Below are 19,079 nucleotides of genomic sequence, written 5' to 3' on the forward strand. Positions count from 1 at the left end.
GTCCGTAATATTTTACGCTGACCAGACTGACATTTATCATTGTTGTCTGTTTTTTAAAGAGATATATTGAATTCACAAATTTTAATTATGAAACGGAGAATACTTTGTCCAACAGATTTTTCAAAAAATGCTCAAAACGCAATTAACTACGCTATTGAACTATTTAAGAACGAAACCTGTGTCTTCTACATTCTTAATACATATAAGGTTGAAGCTTATACAATGGAGTTTGCCATTACTAAGGATTTAGAGGATTCTGAGAAAAAATCGATTGGTGGCTTGAATATTATTCTTGAGTGGCTATCAGTTGATAAAAATTCTGTAAATCATAAATTCCGCGTAGTATCAGAATGCGGTAACTTATTAGACTCTATTAAGACCATAGTTGATAAGCAGGACATAGACATGGTGGTTATGGGTACTAAGGGAGCTACCGATTCTAGAATGGAAATCTATGGGAGCCAAACCGTGCTTGCAATGGAAGAAATTAGAAACTGTCCCGTACTTGCTATACCGGCAAAAACGATTTATAAGGAAATAAAGGAAATTGTTTTTCCAACAAATTTTAGAACAACCTATAAAAGACGTGAATTTCAGTACTTGGTCGACATAGCAAAAATCTCCAATTCGTCAATTACAGTTTTAAATGTCCACAATAAAGAAGAAAGTCTTGATGCGGACCAAATAACTAATAAAAATTTATTGAAAGATTATTTTGAAGAATTGGACCATTCATTTCACACTCTAAATAATAAGGATGTACAAACAGCGATCAATTCCTTCATTGAAATTCGTGGGAGCGATATGGTTGCCTTCATTAATAGAAAACACAGCTTTTTTGGAATGATTTTATCTCGGCCAATGGTAAAGAATCTTAATTATCATACTAGCATCCCTGTACTGGCTTTGCATGACTTTAGAAGATGACTATGACAGTTTGATTAAGGTTTTTTGGGTATCGAGTAAAAAATATGTCCGATTGCTGCATCTGAAGACAATGTTGTGATACCTGAAGGCTATGCCATACTTACTGGGAGAAATAGTAGGAAAAGGAGTTTTATTTCGTGCCTATTCCGTAGAAGTAGCTCTAAAAGGGTGCTGAATCAAGCCAATACTCCTGTGTTTGTTTTTTCCGGGACTGACCAATATCATAGGATAAAAATCAACAGAGGGATAACTTTAAGGCTCAATCCTAAAATAGAACTCCATGAGAATTTTAATACCAACAGATTTTTCCGAATTATCAAAAGTAGCAATTAAGTATTCTGTAGATTTAAGTAAGGACGTGGATATACAACTTATTTTACTTCACGTAATAGATACCAATGCACCTTCAAGGGCTAGAATTGGTTCCCATAAACTTCAGGAGGCCATAAAAACTAGTTCCGAAAATTCAATGAAAGAACTTATAGGGTCTATCAAAAAAGATAATAGCCATAATATTGATATTAGCTACGAAATTACCTCTGGCTCCTCAATTGAAAAATATGTTGAAATATTTGCTTTAAAAAATAATATCGATATGATTTGTATTGGTACCAAAGGTGCCAGTGGCTTAAAAAAGATTCTCTTCGGAAGTAATGCTGCCGGTATCATACAAAACAGTAGCATACCTGTTCTGACCATTCCTGAATTTGCTCGCTATAAAGGTATTGGCAATATTGTATATTCAAGTGACTTGTACAATCTTGATAAAGAGATTGATCTAATTATCCCATTTGCAAAATTAATGGATTCGTGGATTCATATTCTTCATATAGATAAGGACAATGAACGTTTCGAAGGTGACTTGCAACAAAAGGAAGAGAGCTTAAGAAAAGATTTTTCTTATCAAAAAATAAAGGCTATTGAACTAAAGAGCAACTCTGTTATAGATGGAATCAACAAGTTTGTTGCTGATGTGGACGCAGATATGGTGATTATGTTTACCCATCATACAAACTTTTTAGAAAAGGTATTTCAAAAGAGTGTAACCCAAAATACGGCATTTCAAACAAGAATACCGCTTTTTACGTTTCAAAAGGAGTCATAAAACTTCAAGAATACTAAGTGCTCCAGTACTAAATAATATTACCTTTTTTTGGTGAGTTTTTGGTATAAGTAGGTATAGGTAAAGGGCGGTACAAAACGGAAACCACCCAACAATTGGTTATACAAAGACGGAAGTCCTCTCAATATTATGGAAAGGTATAAAAAACACTTTTTACTCTAGAATTTAACTACTAAAAACATGGAGTAGGGGACCCTCGAATTTCAATGGTCGATGACGCTTACTTTATCGTAATTAAAGTCCAATAGGATAATATATTGACATGCATTACCTAAACGAAAGCCACATTCTGCTTTTTATTGTGCAGATCCTTGTTCTCCTGGGGTTTGCACGAACCCTTGGGGTGTTATGTGAGTCCTTGAAGATTCCCGCCCTAGCAGGTGAAATTTTAGCTGGTGTAATGTTGGGGCCAACCCTACTTGGGCGGGTATCGCCGGAATTACAAAATATGCTCTTTCCTCCAAGCGAGCCCCAATATATTATGCTTGAAACCGTTTCTTGGCTTGGTGTCTTCTTTCTTTTACTCGCTTCGGGTTTTCATGTTAATGTGGGGCATGCATTGCGTAGTGGACGTGCAGCCATCCTAATCGGTATAGTTGGGGTGCTGTTTCCCATTGCTATTGGCTTTCCGGTATTCAGTACATATGACCCTATTTATTGGGGAGAAGCAGCAACTGCGGTCTCATTTCCACTATTTTTATCGGTAGCAGGTTCTATCACTGCAATATCTGTTGTAGCACGCACCTTAGGTGATCTAGGGATTAGCAAAACACCGCAAGCTTCCCTTGCCCTTTCCGCCTGTGCCATCAATGATATTTTTGGATGGTTATTGTTCACCGTGGTCTTGTCATTGGTAACGGCGCATGCAATGAGTGTTATTGATCTGGGCGGTAAAGCATTGCTCGTAATAGGCTTTATCGTAATAAGTATTGCCGTTGGGGCTAAAGTATTGAATTTTGCGATAAAGCGTGTCCAAGCCACTTCATTACCACAGCCAGCAGCGGCACAGACCTTAATCGTCAGTGTTGGTTTGCTTTGTGGAGCTATCACGCAGTGGATGGGAATTCATGCTATTCTGGGTTTCTTCTTGGCCGGTACCATGGCAGGAAGTGCCAAAAGAGTAACGGAGGAACTTCGCAACAGTGTCTCTGACACCTTACACGCCATCTTTGTACCCCTCTTTTTTGCTACCCTTGGTCTTAAAATTGATTTCTTGGTCGGATTGGAACTATGGCCTACCCTAATCTTTTGCACAGTTGCCATTTTGGGTAAATTTGTGGGCGCCTGGATAGGAGCAAAATTAGGCAAACAGTCCCAACAAGCATCTCTTTTAATGGGGCTAATCTTCATTCCGGGAGGAGCCATGGAGATTGTGGTTGCTACACTGGCAATGGAGCTACAACTCATCGGACAGACAATATTCGTGGCTATTGTATTTTCAGCGCTTCTTTCTTCAATTCTCGCTGGCCCCCTAATTGGAATTCAAGCACGTCGTATAGGGATTGGGAAAATTGAAAACGATCCAGGTACGCAGGATACTTCTTAAATCTTATGATATTCAACGCTCCCTTCAGATTGGGAAGTTTGTAGCTTGGAAAGGTAAATTTTCAACTTAATGGGTGTTGCTTATGGATAAGGACAAGTGGATTTACAAATTACACAAATTAAGAACAAGGGATACGGACAAAAAACCAGCTCCCTTATAATTCTAACCACCTATCCTCTAATTTTAAAGAAATCTTGAAGGTATGAACGATGAAAAGGAAACTGTAGGTCTAAAGAAACAACTCGGTACGGTTCAAATATTATTGTACGGAGTTGGAACCATGCTCGGAGCTGGTATTTATGTGCTGGTGGGTAAAGTAGCACAATATTCTGGAACACTTGCTCCTCTTTCCTTCCTTCTTGCTGGAGTTTTGGCAGGAATGACCGCTTACTCTTATTCCCTTCTGGCTCCACGGTTTCCGAAAAGTGGTGGGGAAATAGTTTATGTAAATAAGGCTTTTAACTCAAAACGTTTGGCCTCCTTGGTTGGGTGGGGAGTAATTTTCACGGGATTCATCTCCGCGGCGGCCATTCTTAAAGGATTTGTAGGTTACCTGGACGTGTTCATAGAAATCCCAGATGCATATGTTATTATTTTTAGTATGATAGTACTGACTATTCTCGCTATATGGGGTATTGGAGAATCCCTGAACGTGATCGGATTAATTACCCTGATTGAAGTTGTGGGGCTGCTATTTGTTATTTATATAGCAGGTCTGGATCTGGAGAAATTAACTTCGCAGTTTTCCCAAATGTTCATCGAGGCACCCGGCTCTGATGTGTTTGCTGTATTTCAGGGCGCATTCTTGGCTTTTTATGCCTTTGTTGGGTTTGAAGATTTGGCAAATGTTGCCGAGGAAGCCAAAAACCCGAAAAAGAGTATGCCTATTGCTATTATGGGCAGTTTCATCATTGCTTTGTTGCTGTATATAGCTGTGGCTGTAGTAGCCGTGATTTCCTTGCCCCTAGATGTACTTTCAGCTACCAATGCCCCTATGGCAGAAATAGTTGCGATTAAGGGGCAGCATTATGCCTATGCTATTAGTGTCATAAGTTTGGTTGCTGTTTTAAATGGAGTACTGGCACAGGTCATAATGGGCTCTAGGGTTCTTTATGGAATGGCCGGTCAGAACAGTGCGCCAAAATTGTTTCATCAGCTACATAAAAAGTATCGTACTCCTTTGCCGGCTACCATAGTGATAGCTATTGGAATTGTGGTCTTGGCCATTTTCGTGCCCATTGTTCAACTCGCCAATACTACCAGCTACGTAATCATTAGCGTTTTTGCACTGGTCAATTTCTCACAGACCAAGCTGGCTTTTGACGAATTCGGCAAGTGGAAATGTTGGTGGAACCCGAAGTTTCTGGTCCCATTGGTTGGTGCTCTGCTATGTCTAATATTTCTTGGATATAAGATTCTTGCCGTTGTGTAATGGCCATTAATGGCCCTATTGATTCAGTGCTAACCATAGTTCCAACGCTTAAATGATTTAGAATATGTGATGGTTCCTTCCTTTATTAATTGTTGATTTAAGATAGCACTTTTGATTGATTTATAATATTAAAAGGTGGGATGCAGCTATGAAGTATGGGCATTGTTAACTGTTGGTTTTTATTTATTGGACTTTTCCATTTCATATAAATCAAGACCTTCTCCCCAATAATTTTTTTCGATCCGATTAAGGCTGAATTCAAATTTTTCAAAAAACTTATACGCCAGTTGAGATGTTGTTACAATGAACTTTTCTATTCTTTTATCTTCACCTAATATTTTCAAACAATGCTCTACCGCCAGTCTACCTAGCCCTTGTCCAGTATAATCAGGATCAAAAAAGACCCACGTAATTCGTCCTGATTTATCATTTTCCTTTATATAATATCCGGTTCCACCAACAATATTGTTATTCACTTCAATTGTAAAATAGGTTTCTCCGTTTTCCTCTAGATATTCTTCAAAATCAATTATTTCGATGTTGTCAAAATATTTGGGAGTGTTAAGGCTAAAAATTTTTAATAAACTCTCTTTGTCAGAAGGTTCGTATGGTCTAATCATTTTTTTAAGTTGTTGCTAACGTGTTATGTGTATAATTAGTACAATTTTGGTTGAGCAATTAATATCGTATTATTTTATACAACTTTGTTAACGGTTCGTTTTTACTGTCTGTCCACTTTATAGTTCAGTTCTGTTACTCCGCAAGAAAATTGCCGAGTAGTCAATAGTTTCAATTTTATTTTGCCTTTAATGTCTACAAATAATGGTATGCCTTGTCCAAGAATAATAGGGTTAACAAATAGCCAGTAGCCATCAATTAAGTTATGTTTCATAAGTGAATGTGTGGCTGTCGGGCTGCCAAAAAGCAAAATGTCTTTACTCCTACCATTGCGGGATTGTTTCAGCTCATTTATGTTGTCCGGAAGGTTGTCGCTAATAATTTTTGTGTTGGTCAAATCTGCTCCTTTCATTGTTTTTGACATTACTATTTTTTGAACTTTGCTATACCACTTCGAATGTTCTATGTCATGCTTGGTCGCAGTCGGCTTGTCTGCTGCGGTAGGCCAATAATTCTCCATCATCTGATACGTTACTCGTCCATACAATGAAGTGTCGCCTTTGTTTATCCGCTTACCGACATAATCAAAAATTTCTTCATCAGTATTAATCCAGTCCATTTCGCCGTTCGCCCCTGCTACGAAACCGTCAAGCGATATATGCATAAATGAAATTATTTTTCTCATATTTAGTTTTTCTTTTTGTTCTAAAACTTTTCAATCATCGGAACAACAAGTTAGCTTTCTTTGAAGTTGGGTATTATCGCTGTTATTTCGTCAATGTATTCTCCGTGTCCGCCCGGAATTATTGCTAGTTCAGACTTTGCAATTTGTCTGTGCAATTCAATTGCGTGTTCGGGTGTAATTACGTCTTTGTCGTCAATGATGATTAAAGTCGGTGCTTAAATTGATTTTATTTGTCCGTCTGCAATGTCTTTGAAATTCACCATTCGCTTAGCATCTCTATCGTGCATTATTTCCAAACCATTTGTTTCGCTTGAAACTTGTTTGTAAGCCGTTCTCAGTTGCTCGGGCATATTTGCTAATGTCGCTTGTTCGCCCTTGCGCCTACAATTCAACCGCTATTACTTGTCTATTTTTCGCCAATGACGGAATAACTTTTTCAAAGTTGGATTGAATTGTTGAACCACCACAGTGGATTAAAATAAGGGGGTTGCCTTGTCCGTATATTTCGTAATACATTTTCAGGCCATTCACTTCCGAATATCTACTACTAAAAGCCGATTTTTTCGCTGTAGCTATTTTCATTTTTTTCAGCCCTTTGTTCCTTGTGGTGTAATCCGTTACATTGACCGCTAACAATCGAGTATGATTATTGTTTATATCCCTTTTGTATTCCTAAGGTATTAAATATCAGTTAATTATAAATTTCATTATTTTAGAAAAAGATATTATGCAGTCCCATTAATCGGTGTATACCTTCACATCCTTAAACATAAACGGATTACTACTGACCATTAAATCTTTACCACTGGCAGTGGTCACATTCTTAAGAACCACCTCGTTAGTTTTGACATAGGGAAACTGCTCTTGATAAGAATCGTCGGTCATTTCTTCATTAAAATCTTTAAAAATGGCAGGACCTTGGTAATCTTCCGGGTGGTTGGAATCATCGATATGAAGGTTTTCTATGGTAATCTGTTCAGGCATATAACAGGTGTAACCAAAATCATGTTGTCCGGAATAGGAACCACCAATTAAACTGGCACTGGTAGTCTTGCCCCCTTCTGGTACAAATACACAATTACGGATTACGATTTTCCCCTGCCAAGTACTGCCGTAGTCAGAGCGCAGATTGACCAGGTTCCTTCCTCGGATGGTGGTGTTCTCAATAGTTAAAACCCCACTACCAATAGCGTTGATTCCCATGTGTCCCAAGGTAGAGTTCCGGATGGAGGCATTTGCAACCCCTTTGTGAGCATCAAATCGGGAAAAGGTGCAATTGTCATAGACAAGATTTTTGGAGTAGTTGGAACTCTGTATTCCCCAATATGTTTTATCGTTAATATCATTGGTCTGACTGCAGTTCACAAATGATACGTTAAGGGCTCGGTTGACCAAAATGTCGTAAGAGCCCATGGAGACGGACAATCCGGCCGAACCAATGGTGCTGTAGGTTTTGTGTCCGGTCAGGACACTATTCTTAATAGTTACATAGGCGCAGTCACGAGCAGTTATGAAACCGCCATAAGGGGCACCATGATCTTCTTCGCCAATGATGTAGTGTTCCAGCCCATCCAAAAGCACATTGGATCTTCTGATCATGATGTTACGGCTGTAATAAGTGTACTTTGATTCAGCTTTATTGGCAATAGTGGTAAATCGCCCTCCGGAGATGCTTAATGTGGTCTCGTCCAAGGGAAGGGCAGTTACATCGGTAATCTGATCGAAGTCCCAGATTATGGGAGCGTCCAGATCTACATTGCCGTTTTCATCAACAACAAAAATATCTGTTTGCGTAGATCCATTATCTTGGTTCAGTCCAAAACGGATATAGTGCTTTTGTTGGGTGTTGGTGACCGTGATCAGACAGGATGCAGGCAAGGAGACGTCTATTTTTGCCTGATTCTTCTTTAGTGAAGATATCCCTTCTAATTTAAACGGTTGAAGGTTGGAACTGACTATGAATACGGAAGCACTTCGGTTTTCGACTTCAGTATCATCAATGATGAAGGCCGCTGTACCAAAATCGGTATTAGTTCGGATAATAGCTGTGCGTTCCTTTCCTCCAATGTAGTATGTGAACCCCTCATCTGCTTTTACTAAAAGGTCGTGTTGATTGGCGAAGGCATGGGTTGCAGCTATGGCATCTATATCATCCGTTTTGCCGTCACCACTGGCACCGAAGTCACTATAGCGCACCAAACCAAGGGCTTTAAATTTGAGAACATTTTTTGGTGATACATTTACCTGCAATTCTCCATTTTTATTTATAAATACTTGGGTTTTTTTCTTGTTGGCAGTGATTACCACATTTTCTTGTGAGCTTTCAGTCTGCCCTTGGGCTACTAATACACAGGAAAAAAAAAGGATCAAGAGTAAGGAATATTTTATCATGAGCGCTTGTGGTTAGTCATCAATTTTGGTTAAAATCAATCGGATTATAAGTAATAAGGTTTATTCGTAAATTTCATCAAAAACTGTTAAATTTCACGTATAAATGCAAAATATATTCAATTATATTGAAAATTCTCCAAAGATTCTAGCTTTGTAAGCTTGCACTAGCAATCATTTTACATTTTGTTAACTGCAGGCTGGCTATTTCGGAGTGACCATGCCAGTGATATCGGAGCAAACCGTGCCACTTTGAAAGATATTGCAATGATATAAAAAATTAATGTTAATCTATTTTTAAACTCCCTTTTCTCATCGACTCGCCTTTTAGATCGATCCTGTGTGAAGAGTGTACCACCCTATCCAGTACTGCATCAGCTAGAGTCCCCTCGCCCCCTATAATCTCGTACCATGCGGAGACCGGTATCTGGGAGGATATAATTGTCGATGTCTTGTTATATCGGTCATCAATGATATCCATTAAGGTTTCCCTGGCGTGGTTATCGAAGGCCTGCAGCCCAAAGTCATCTAGAATAAGCAGGTCGGCCTTGAGAAGTTTGCCGAGCTCTTTTAGATAAGTCCCGTCCACTTTACAGAGTTTGAATTTTTTGAAGAGTCGTGCGGTATTGCAATACATTGTTTTATATCCCATGATACAGGCTTGGTGTCCCAGTGCCTGTGCTAGATGGCTTTTCCCTACTCCGGATGCCCCGGTAACGATGATGTTTTCTTTTCTTTTTAAAAAGCCAAGCGTCCCCAAGCGAGTGAACATATTCTTGTCCAGGTTTCGTCCCTGGGCATAGCTTATATCTTCAAGACTGGCCCATTGTTTGAAGTTGGCCTGCTTTGTAAGGCGATCGATCTTTCGGTTTTGGCGGTCCTCCCATTCGTGATCCGTGAGCAGTGCCAGGTATTCATCGGCAGTCATGTCTTCTAAACGGTTGTCCTTGACGTGTTGCAAGTGCAGCTCGGCCATCGCCCCTAGGCGCATTTGTTTTAATTTCTCAATAGTTTGATTGTTGTTCATAATATAGATTTAAATAATAAATTACTGATAAGCGGAAGCCCCTCGGATATTCTTGTGCGAAGGGATATGGGTTTGGTCCCGGTCCAGATCCTGATAGAACAAAGAGGATTTATCCAAGTTGTTTTTAAGGATATTTTTAATGCGCATATAAGAAACGGCATCTGCCTGTAGGGCTCTTTCACAGGCCTTGTCAAGTCTTTGGGAACCATAGGATCTATGGAGTTGGATGAGCCCCATGACCCGTTTATACCCAATTTCAGGGTAATCGGTCGCGGCCAGTATTTTAGACACACAGGAGACTACGTTCGCTCCGTGGGCGGCCGCTTTGCCACTAAAGTATTCCGGGCTCCACTGGGTATACTGCCTATGGGTACTGCTCAGGTGTTCCTTGTTGGTGATATAGATGCCTTTTCTAGGGTTCCGTTGGTGCAGAGCGATCCTTTGATGGTTGTAATATACTTCTATGACACTTTTTGTGTAATGGATCAAGGTTCTTTTTCCTATGTACCGGTAGGGTACGCTGTAATAGCTCTTGTCCGGGGAGAAGTACACATAGCCCATTTTCTGGACTTTTGCCCGCTTGTAATCCTTAAGTTCGTAAGTGGCAGATGGCAATGGTTTTAAATATTCCCGTTCCACCGATTGAAAAAGTTCTTTGCGGCTAGCCTCCTTGCGTTGGAACATTAGGTTATTATAGGTGACCAGAAGTCGCTTTATTTCCCGGTTCAGCTCTTGTAACGAGAAGAAGGTCATCTCGCGAAGCGGATAAAAGATACGCTGGTACACCAGGTGTACGGCACCCTCTACCAAAGCCTTGTCCTGGGGCGCATAACTTCTTGTGGGGTTAATGACACAATTGTAATGACGGGCAAAATCCTTAAAGGACCTGTTGATCTCCGGTTCATATTTACTGGCCCTGGTGACCGCTGACTTTAAGTTATCCGATACTATGGCTTTTGGAACACCTCCGTAAAATTGTAGCGCACCGGCACAGCAAGCGATAAGATCTTCCCGTTTTTGGCTCAAGCAGGCTTCTACATAGGTATATTGGCTGTGGGGAAGAATAGCAACAAATACTTCTACCGGAATAATCTCCCCGGTTTCCTTATTGATAATTTGAAGTTTCTTACCGGTAAAATCAATGAACATTTCTTTGCCCGCTTCGTGCTCGAGTTTCATCGAGCCTTTGAGCTTCGGGTATTTACGCCGGTAATGCTCCATAAACTGGGTATAACTGTAAGGATCGGCCGCCTGTTGCACATAATCCTGATAATGGTACATAAACGTAAAGCCGGGATGGTCTTGGGCCCTTTTGACCCCCTCAAAATAAAGCATCAGTCCATTATGGCGCTCACTATCAATGGTGGTATAGGAAGGAAAGAGCGCTTCCAGACGCGGATTATCAAAGAAAAGCAATTCTTTAAAGGAGTATTCACTCCCCTTAAAGAACTTCATATAGGTGTTTACCGTATTACGGGAAATATCCAGAGTGGATCCGATCTTACGATTGCTAAACCCATCCAAATGGAGGGTGATAATTTGTTTTAAGTCCATAGGATCAAGTGTATTGGCCATATCTTATCACGATTTTGCAATAAGATATTACTTGATCTTTCAAAGTGGCACAAAACGAACCGTTACAGCCTCATCAATTTAAAGCCAGTGGCACAAATCGAACCGTTATAAATTCAGCGCTCAGCTAAAATTGGCACAATTTGAACCGATATGCCTGGCACAAACCCGACCGATAACACTGGCACAAAACGAACCGAAATACTCAAGCACTACATCTTTGCAAAGAATTTATAAAACGTTTTTTGTAATGAACAGAATCTTAATCCTCTTTTTAGTAGTTCTAAATATAACATCCCTTTTTGCTCAAAGCAATGAAGTTGATGCTCAAATTCAGTTCAAATCGTTTCAGGAAGTACTTGAGTATGCCGATAAACATGCCATAAATATCCAAAGTGCTGTCATCGGTGAGCAACTTGCAAAGGCCGGAAAAAAGGAAGCTAAATCTTATTTATACCCTTCTATAAATGCTTCTGCAGGTTATAACAACAATTTAACCATACAGCCAACTTTGATTCCAGCGGAAATCTTTAATCCTACAGCTCCGGCAGGAACTTTTGAGGAATTGACATTTGGCAAACAACACTTGTCGTCAGCGGGAATTCAGGTACAATGGGATATTCTAAACTTTCAAAAAATATTTGCATCGGAAACAGCGGGCATAGTAGCCGAGCAAAGTGCGGTCAACACACAAAAAAGTAAGTTATATACGTATAATGTGCTGGCTTCAACCTATTACTCCATTTTACTGGCACAGGAATCTATACGGATTTATGAAAAGAATGTTAGGGTTTCTGAAACTATTTATGATAACACTCTGGAAAAATTTCAAAAAGGAATCCTTAGTGAAGCAGAACTGAATGCCGCAGAAATCAAACAACTGGAAAATCGTCGAAGGTTACATCTAGCGATTACCAACGGTAGCCGTTTTTATACCCAACTCCAAAGTCAGTTAAATACGAGCGGACAGATTACGGTTTCAGATACGCCTCAAAATTTCATCTTGGCAGATACCACGTTGCATAATTCACATCCAGAAATCAATTGGCAGGAAATGGAAGTCGATAAATACGAATCGCTTCTGAAGCAAAAGAAAGCGTTACTGCTACCAAACCTAAGCTTTACGTATCAAAATAATTACAATTGGGCATCAGATAGTTTTATGAATTTCTCCGATGCCAACGAGTTACCACAAGAATTTATCGGTGCAAAACTGAATATTCCGGTCTTTAACGGGTTTTCTTCCCGTCAAAAAATCAAGCAATCCAAATTGCAACTACAACAACAAGAATTGCAACTGGAAAGCACAAAGTTGGTAACCCAGAAAGAGGATGAACTGTTGCTTTTAGATATCAGTCAATATTCAACAGAGTTATCTGATAATCTGCAGATTATGGAATTGATGCAGAAAAATGATGTGCACGCTAAAAACCAATATCAGAGCGGCATTACAAGTTTAGACAACCGACTGGATACTTATGAAGATTTACTAAAAGCACAGGATAATTATCTACAAAGTCTTGCGGCATTTACCCTAGCAGAATACAAGATTTACATCAGACAAATTGATTTTACAACCAATAATTAAATACTAAAAAATGAAAAAAAATAGAACAATTTTATTAGGCTATATGGCATTGTTTGTTTGCCTATTTGCCTCGTGCAAGAAAGCGGAAACAACAAAACCTACAAGAAAGAATATCGAGAATGCCGTATTTGCCAGCGGTCATATAGAACAGGCTAACCAGTACACAGTTTCCTCTAGCGTGGAAGGGATTATAAACACTATTCCTGTGAGCGAAGGTGACACAATAACAGCCAGTGCAATAGTTGCTGTCATTAAAAGTGACGTGCAAAACAATCAGGTAGCCGACGCTATTGCAGTGTACAATGATGCTGCAAACAATGTTTCCGAAAACGCTGCTCAATTGCAACAAATCCAGACTAAAATAAATCAGGCTCGCGAACAATTGGATTTGGACAAAGCTAATTACAAACGGTACCGAGATTTACAAGCAAAAAATTCGGTATCCCAACTTGATTTTGAAAAAGCAGAACTACAGTACAATGCCTCGTACAACAATCTTTCGGCATTACGGAATAATTACAAAGAAACAGAGTCTAATTTAAAACTCAATGAAACGCGAAGTTTGGTGCAGGTAAATACACAGAAGGCAATCCTTGAAGATTACCAGCTTTCCACATCCATATCAGGAAGGGTAATAAACCTTTACAAAAAGCAGGGAGAACTGATTAAAAAAGGCGAAGCCGTTGCAGAAATTGGTAGTGGTTCATTCATCATTAAATTATTTGTTGCTGAAGACGATATCGAAAAAGTAAATAAGGGCCAAACGGTAGCGGTAAATATGAATACCTATCCCAACCGAACATTTAATGCAACCATTTCAAAAATCTATCCTTCTTTCAATGAAGTAGAACAGTCTTATGTTGTGGAAGCGGCGTTTCAGCAATTACCCGCTAAAATATTTTCAGGCTCACAACTACAGGCAAATATTGAAACAGGCAGTAATAAAAATGTATTGGTAATTCCTTCGTCTTATCTGTTAAGGGAAGGCTATGTATTGCTTGAAAACGGCCATGAACAAAAAGTGCTTACTGGAAGAAAAAATAGCGATTGGACCGAAGTGATTTCTGGAATTTCTGAAGAAGACTTAATCGTAAAACCAAAAATATAAGCGATGAATACGAATCAAAAAATTGCAAAAGTACACCTTACCTCAAGGTTCAGGCAACTGCTGGTAGCGATATTGAGTGTAAGCTTTGGTATCTCTATGTACATAGCAATGAACAGTTTTATGGCAGGTGTAAATAATATTCAAACGGAGATTACTTTCACATCCATGTCACACATAAAAATTTACAATGATTTATCGGAAGAGATAACACCAATAATACCAAATCCGAAAGATAGTAATACGATTTTAATGGTCAATAATGCCAGAAATATCCAATATACACAAGGCATTAAAAACGCAGATGCTATAAGAAACGAAATTCTAAATGTGCCAGATGTAAAAAGTGTTGCGTTACAACTCAATGAGAAAGTTTTTATTAGAAATGGTGTTTCAAATACAAGTGCATCGCTTTCAGGTATTGAAACAGTAAATGAAAACGAACTTTTTGAAACTGGAAAATATATTATTGAAGGTGATTTGAGCGAATTAGATAAACGGTCTGACGGTATTATTTTAGGGGTTGGATTGGCACAAACCATTGGCGTAAAAACAGGTAATACCATTTCAGTTTCAACATCTGAAGGAATATCTAAAACCTTTAAAATTATAGGGCTTTTAGAGTCAGGTTCTAAAGTTACAGATAAAACGAGTGCATTAATTTCCATTCAAACGGCAAGGCAATTATTTTCTAAAAACAAAAGCTATGCAACTGATGTTTTGGTAAATACCTATGATTATAATAATGCCACAGCAGTTGCAGAAAAAGTACGCCAACTCACGGACTACAAAGTCGAATCTTGGCAAGAAGGCAACGACCAATTAGTTTCATCAAGTCTATTGCGAGATGTATTGGCTATTGCTGTTTCCCTTACCATATTGATTGTGGCAGGATTCGGAATTTACAACATTATGAATATGACCGTAAACGAAAAAATCAAAGAAATTGCCATCCTAAAAGCAATGGGATTCAATGGAAAAGATGTGATTGAAATTTTCCTAACACAGTCGGTAGCCATAGGTTTAATTGGTGGTTTGGTTGGCTTGTTTTTAGGAAATATGATTGTGCAAATTCTGGACATTGTACCGTTTAAAATAGCTTCGCAGAACACATTGCCTGTTGTATATCGTTTAAAAGATTACATATTGGCATTTTCCTTCGGCGCAATTATCACGTTAATAGCAGGATATCTTCCATCTCGTAAGGCATCAAAAGTTGACCCAGTAGAAATATTAAGAGGGTAAAAACAACAATAAAAAATATAAAGATGAATGCAATTTCTATAAAAAATATTAACAAACATTTTTACGATCCAGTAGAATTTCAAGTATTAAAGAATATTTCTTTTAATGTGAAAAAAGGCGAATTTGTTTCCATTGTAGGGAAATCAGGTTCAGGTAAATCTACCTTACTCTATCTGTTGTCCACTATGGATACCCAATATGATGGAAAAATTGAAATTAACGGTACACAGGTTACTGGTTTAAAACAAAACCAACTAGCAAAGTTTCGTAACGAGCAAATTGGATTCGTTTTTCAGTTTCACTTTTTGTTACCAGAATTTACAGTTTTAGATAATGTGATGTTACCTGCTTTAAAACTGAATAAAAAGAGTAAAGATGAAATTGAAGCAGAAGCGATAGACTCACTTCACTTGTTAGGTCTTAAAGGCAATGAACATAAGAAAGCCTCTAAAATATCAGGTGGTCAGCAACAACGGGTCGCCATTGCAAGAGCACTTATCAATTCACCATCCATTATTATGGGAGATGAACCCACGGGAAACCTCGATTCTAAAAACACAAACATTGTTTTTGATGTGTTTAAAGAACTGGCAAAAGAACGTGGACAGACTATTATAGCTGTTACTCACGATGATGAATTTGCCGCCAACTGCGACCGTATTATAGAACTCTCTGATGGGAAATTAATCAGTCAATAACAAACTAGAAATGATGGATAATTTCGACAAAATAGAAAATCATAAAAAATTTAGGAAGATCGATGGTCGTGGCATTCAAACGCTATTTAGAACATTATCGCGTAACCACTACAATTTACTCAAGATGGTGGATAACAAAGCTGGAATCCTAATCACCATTAATTCCGTTATCATCTCTTTATTGATGGGAGTCTTATTTATAGGAGCAACTACAGATAAAGGGACTATTGAAGTTAATCAAATCAAATTTTTTATTGTTTCCTGTGTGCTGTCTATGACGATAGCCGTCATAAGTATGCTTCCGTATCGTTATATGGGAAAGCAATTTAAAAATAGTGGCTATAAAGGTACTTTGTACGCCCAAAATTTTTCCAAAATGAAGCTTGTTGATTTTCGTTCAAGCCTATATGTCATTATGGATTCTGGATATAACTTGTATGACGAAATGATTAATGACCTTTATTTTTTAGGTCGATATATCACTTACAAACAACATCTGGTCATGGTGTCATTCCTTGTGTTCATAGTTGGTATGATTGGTACGCTTATACTGTAATTATTCATATTGTGAAAGCGTACTGCATACTGAATTATAATAATGGTCAACGCTTTTTTCGACTTCAACACTCAATATTCGACTTCAACAACTTATTTCTAAATAGGAACCTAGCGTACTATATCATTGTAAAGAATTTATAAAAAATATTAATTAAAAAATAAAGAAATGAAAGCAGCAGTACTTAGAAAAATTGGCTCTCCACTTGAAATAAGTGAGGTAGACAAACCTAAAATGGAAAAAGGAAAAATTATTGTGAAAATAGTTGCTTGTGGAGTATGTCACACCGATCTCCATGCGGTGAGCGGAGACTGGCCGGTTAAGCCCCAACTGCCTTTTATTCCAGGACATGAGGGCGTTGGTTACGTAGATGAAATTGGAGAGGGTGTTACGAATGTAAAAATCGGTGATAGGGTTGGAGTCCCATGGTTGTATACCGCATGCGGAAGCTGCAAGTATTGTAAAAGTGGTTGGGAAACACTTTGCGATAATCAGAAAAACACTGGGTATAGCGTTAATGGAAGTTTTGCCGAATATGTTTTGGCAGATCCAAAATTCGTTGGAAAAATTCCTAAAAATTTAGATTTTGCTGAAGCCGTACCTATTCTTTGTGCAGGAGTTACAGTTTACAAGGGATTAAAAGAAACCGAAGTTCGACCTGGCGAATCCGTTGTAGTTTCAGGTATTGGCGGATTGGGTCCTTTAGCTGTTCAATACGCAGTAGCAATGGGTATGAACGTAATAGCTGTCGATATAGATGACAAGAAATTGACTCTCGCAAAATCCTTAGGAGCAACAATTACCATCAATGCAAAAACCGATGATCCAATTGAGAAACTTTCCCATCTTGGTGGGGCTGAAGGAGTATTAGTTACTGCGGTAAGCACATCTTCATTCTCACAAGGTTTCGGAATGTTGGCAAAAAAAGGAATTATGAGTTTGGTAGGATGGCCTCCCGGGGATTTTCCTCTACCAATTTTTGATACTGTATTAACAAGAAAAACAATTCGAGGTTTAATTGTTGGTACTAGATTGGATTTAGAAGAATCATTAAAATTTGCGTCCGAAGGAAAAGTTTCTACCCATTACAGTCTGGATAAACTTGAAAATATCAATAAAATCTTCGATAGAATGAAAAATGGTCAAATCGAAGAGAAAGTTGTCATCGAAATTTGAAACGTTCAAATAAGCAATCCCGTAAGTTCAGAACAAATAAACCAAAACGTTATAAGTTTTATTACCCTAGGGGATGTTGTTCCTTATAAACAAGTAAAAAACAATAAAATGAAAAATTCAAAAAATGTAATAGTACTACTGGCTATCAGTTTATTTAGCCTAAACAGTTTTGCACAGTCAGATGTAGCAGGCGAATGGATTGTAGGAGAACAAAACACAGTTGTAAAAATTGAGCAACACGATGATGGTTATAGTGGAAAAATTATTTCTTCGGATAATTCTAATGCTGCAATTGGAAAACTGATGGTCAAAGAACTTAAACAAACCAATGGCAAATGGAAAGGAAAAGTATATGCGCCAAAGCGCGATGAATGGTATGATGCCGAGTTTATCCCACAAGAAAAGACATTAGATGTGAAAATAAAAGCTGGGTTTTTTAGTAAAACGATAGAATGGACAAAAAAATAACGATGACATATTCTTATAAAAAAATTGCGGTACAAAAAGCAAGTGTAATCGTTTTTCTCTTTTTTACTTTTCTCCATAATGGGTATTCACAGGATTTTAAATTGGCAGGAATCCGATATAATAATTATCAGCAGTCGGAAATAAAAAATGATGCAGGAAACCAAGAAATTTCGTTTCAAGAGTTTGGTGCTTTTGTGAATTTTCCAAAGAAATTAAAAAATGACAAAACGTTTTTGATTAATGGGTTTGGATATGGCTTTGTGGAAGCATCATTTGATAATCCCTTGTTTCAGCCTATTCAAAACGAAGAAAAATTACAGACGTTTTATTACCAGTTATCCCTGCTACATCAATGGAACGAAAAATGGAATCTTGCGGTTAATTTAACACCCACATTGGCATCAGATTTTGAGGGAGACTTGAATTCTGACGATTTTATTTTTCAGGGAGCAGCGTTTGCAACAAGAAAAATCAATACCAACTTTAAAATTGGTGGCGGTGTAGCATATAGTGCACGTTTGGGGACTCCTAGATTAATTCCCTTAGTCAATCTGCATTATAAAAACAATAGGCATCAGATAAACGCACTATTGCCTGTAAATCTCAAATACACCTATTCGTTATTGCCAAATGAGAAATTAGAACTTGGAATGAAATTTAACCTTAATGGAGCAAATTTTAATGTGTCTTCTGAAGATAATAGTATTGATAAAATAAACTATTCTAGGGCAAATGTTGGCGTATTGATCGATTATCAAGCAACTAAAATGATTCGTTTAGAAGCTTTTGGAGGCCTTAGTGGTGTAAGAAACTACAGTTTAATCGATATGGATGGCACGGAGTTTGATTTTGATTCTGAAGCAGCGCCATTTTTTAGTGTGGGTATTGTATTGGTGCCGCCTAAAAGGAAATAATAGTATAAATC

18 protein-coding genes are annotated in these 19,079 nt (G+C 38.2%); 12 read left to right on the forward strand and 6 right to left on the reverse strand.

The window, feature by feature from the left end:
* Nucleotides 1-87: 87 nt before the first annotated feature.
* The 4 genes from CWD90_RS10405 to CWD90_RS10420 all read left to right on the forward strand — a co-directional run bounded on the left by CWD90_RS10405 (nt 88) and on the right by CWD90_RS10420 (nt 5,028).
* Complete coding sequence (locus CWD90_RS10405; RefSeq protein ID WP_103475936.1) at nt 88-927, forward strand: universal stress protein; 840 nt, start codon at nt 88-90, stop codon at nt 925-927.
* A 280-nt stretch (nt 928-1,207) separates the two neighbouring features.
* Nucleotides 1,208-2,032 (forward strand): universal stress protein, encoded by an 825-nt coding sequence (locus CWD90_RS10410; protein ID WP_103475937.1) that lies wholly within the window; start codon nt 1,208-1,210, stop codon nt 2,030-2,032.
* Between the two features lie 361 nt (nt 2,033-2,393).
* Nucleotides 2,394-3,596 (forward strand): cation:proton antiporter, encoded by a 1,203-nt coding sequence (locus CWD90_RS10415; RefSeq protein WP_157941196.1) that lies wholly within the window; start codon nt 2,394-2,396, stop codon nt 3,594-3,596.
* A 202-nt stretch (nt 3,597-3,798) separates the two neighbouring features.
* On the forward strand, nt 3,799-5,028 hold the full coding sequence (locus CWD90_RS10420; protein ID WP_103475942.1) for an APC family permease: 1,230 nt from the start codon (nt 3,799-3,801) through the stop codon (nt 5,026-5,028).
* A 179-nt stretch (nt 5,029-5,207) separates the two neighbouring features.
* Here CWD90_RS10420 and CWD90_RS10425 read toward each other — a convergent pair whose 3' ends face one another.
* From CWD90_RS10425 to istA, 6 genes are all read right to left on the reverse strand, one after another.
* Entirely contained in the window at nt 5,208-5,648 is a 441-nt protein-coding gene (locus CWD90_RS10425) for a GNAT family N-acetyltransferase (RefSeq protein WP_103475945.1), read from the reverse strand.
* 101 nt (nt 5,649-5,749) lie between these two features.
* Entirely contained in the window at nt 5,750-6,331 is a 582-nt protein-coding gene (locus CWD90_RS10430) for a dihydrofolate reductase family protein (protein ID WP_103475947.1), read from the reverse strand.
* A gap of 381 nt (nt 6,332-6,712) precedes the next feature.
* The gene (locus CWD90_RS23265) at nt 6,713-6,913 is read right to left on the reverse strand and encodes an alpha/beta fold hydrolase (RefSeq protein WP_205161231.1); all 201 of its coding nucleotides are present in this window, start codon (nt 6,911-6,913) and stop codon (nt 6,713-6,715) included.
* A gap of 156 nt (nt 6,914-7,069) precedes the next feature.
* Nucleotides 7,070-8,722, reverse strand: coding sequence for a hypothetical protein (locus CWD90_RS10440; RefSeq protein WP_103475950.1), 1,653 nt, complete (start codon nt 8,720-8,722; stop codon nt 7,070-7,072).
* Nucleotides 8,723-9,005: 283 nt separating this feature from the next.
* Complete coding sequence (gene istB, locus CWD90_RS10445; RefSeq protein ID WP_103475952.1) at nt 9,006-9,746, reverse strand: IS21-like element helper ATPase IstB; 741 nt, start codon at nt 9,744-9,746, stop codon at nt 9,006-9,008.
* 21 nt (nt 9,747-9,767) lie between these two features.
* Nucleotides 9,768-11,321 (reverse strand): IS21 family transposase, encoded by a 1,554-nt coding sequence (gene istA, locus CWD90_RS10450; protein WP_103475953.1) that lies wholly within the window; start codon nt 11,319-11,321, stop codon nt 9,768-9,770.
* A gap of 247 nt (nt 11,322-11,568) precedes the next feature.
* On the opposite strand from istA, the gene CWD90_RS10455 reads away from it, so the two are divergent.
* From CWD90_RS10455 to CWD90_RS10490, 8 genes are all read left to right on the forward strand, one after another.
* Nucleotides 11,569-12,906 carry a TolC family protein gene (locus tag CWD90_RS10455; RefSeq protein WP_103475955.1) on the forward strand — a complete coding sequence of 446 codons (1,338 nt, stop codon included), beginning with the start codon at nt 11,569-11,571 and terminating at the stop codon, nt 12,904-12,906.
* A gap of 10 nt (nt 12,907-12,916) precedes the next feature.
* Nucleotides 12,917-14,014 (forward strand): efflux RND transporter periplasmic adaptor subunit, encoded by a 1,098-nt coding sequence (locus CWD90_RS10460; protein WP_103475957.1) that lies wholly within the window; start codon nt 12,917-12,919, stop codon nt 14,012-14,014.
* Nucleotides 14,015-14,017: 3 nt separating this feature from the next.
* Nucleotides 14,018-15,256, forward strand: a complete 1,239-nt coding sequence (locus tag CWD90_RS10465) for an ABC transporter permease (protein ID WP_103475958.1) — start codon at nt 14,018-14,020, stop codon at nt 15,254-15,256.
* Nucleotides 15,257-15,279: 23 nt separating this feature from the next.
* Nucleotides 15,280-15,954: an ABC transporter ATP-binding protein gene (locus CWD90_RS10470; RefSeq protein WP_103475960.1), complete on the forward strand. Its 675-nt coding sequence runs from the start codon at nt 15,280-15,282 to the stop codon at nt 15,952-15,954.
* Nucleotides 15,955-15,964: 10 nt separating this feature from the next.
* Nucleotides 15,965-16,510, forward strand: a complete 546-nt coding sequence (locus CWD90_RS10475; RefSeq protein WP_103475962.1) for a Pycsar system effector family protein — start codon at nt 15,965-15,967, stop codon at nt 16,508-16,510.
* Nucleotides 16,511-16,678: 168 nt separating this feature from the next.
* Nucleotides 16,679-17,686 carry a zinc-dependent alcohol dehydrogenase gene (locus CWD90_RS10480; protein ID WP_103475964.1) on the forward strand — a complete coding sequence of 336 codons (1,008 nt, stop codon included), beginning with the start codon at nt 16,679-16,681 and terminating at the stop codon, nt 17,684-17,686.
* A gap of 108 nt (nt 17,687-17,794) precedes the next feature.
* A complete protein-coding gene (locus tag CWD90_RS10485; RefSeq protein ID WP_103475966.1) occupies nt 17,795-18,154 on the forward strand; it encodes a DUF2147 domain-containing protein in 360 nt (119 codons plus the stop codon).
* A 2-nt stretch (nt 18,155-18,156) separates the two neighbouring features.
* Nucleotides 18,157-19,068 carry a DUF6268 family outer membrane beta-barrel protein gene (locus CWD90_RS10490; protein ID WP_157941197.1) on the forward strand — a complete coding sequence of 304 codons (912 nt, stop codon included), beginning with the start codon at nt 18,157-18,159 and terminating at the stop codon, nt 19,066-19,068.
* Nucleotides 19,069-19,079 lie beyond the last annotated feature (11 nt).

The organism is Arenibacter catalasegens (assembly GCF_002909235.1).
GTDB lineage: Bacteria > Bacteroidota > Bacteroidia > Flavobacteriales > Flavobacteriaceae > Arenibacter > Arenibacter catalasegens.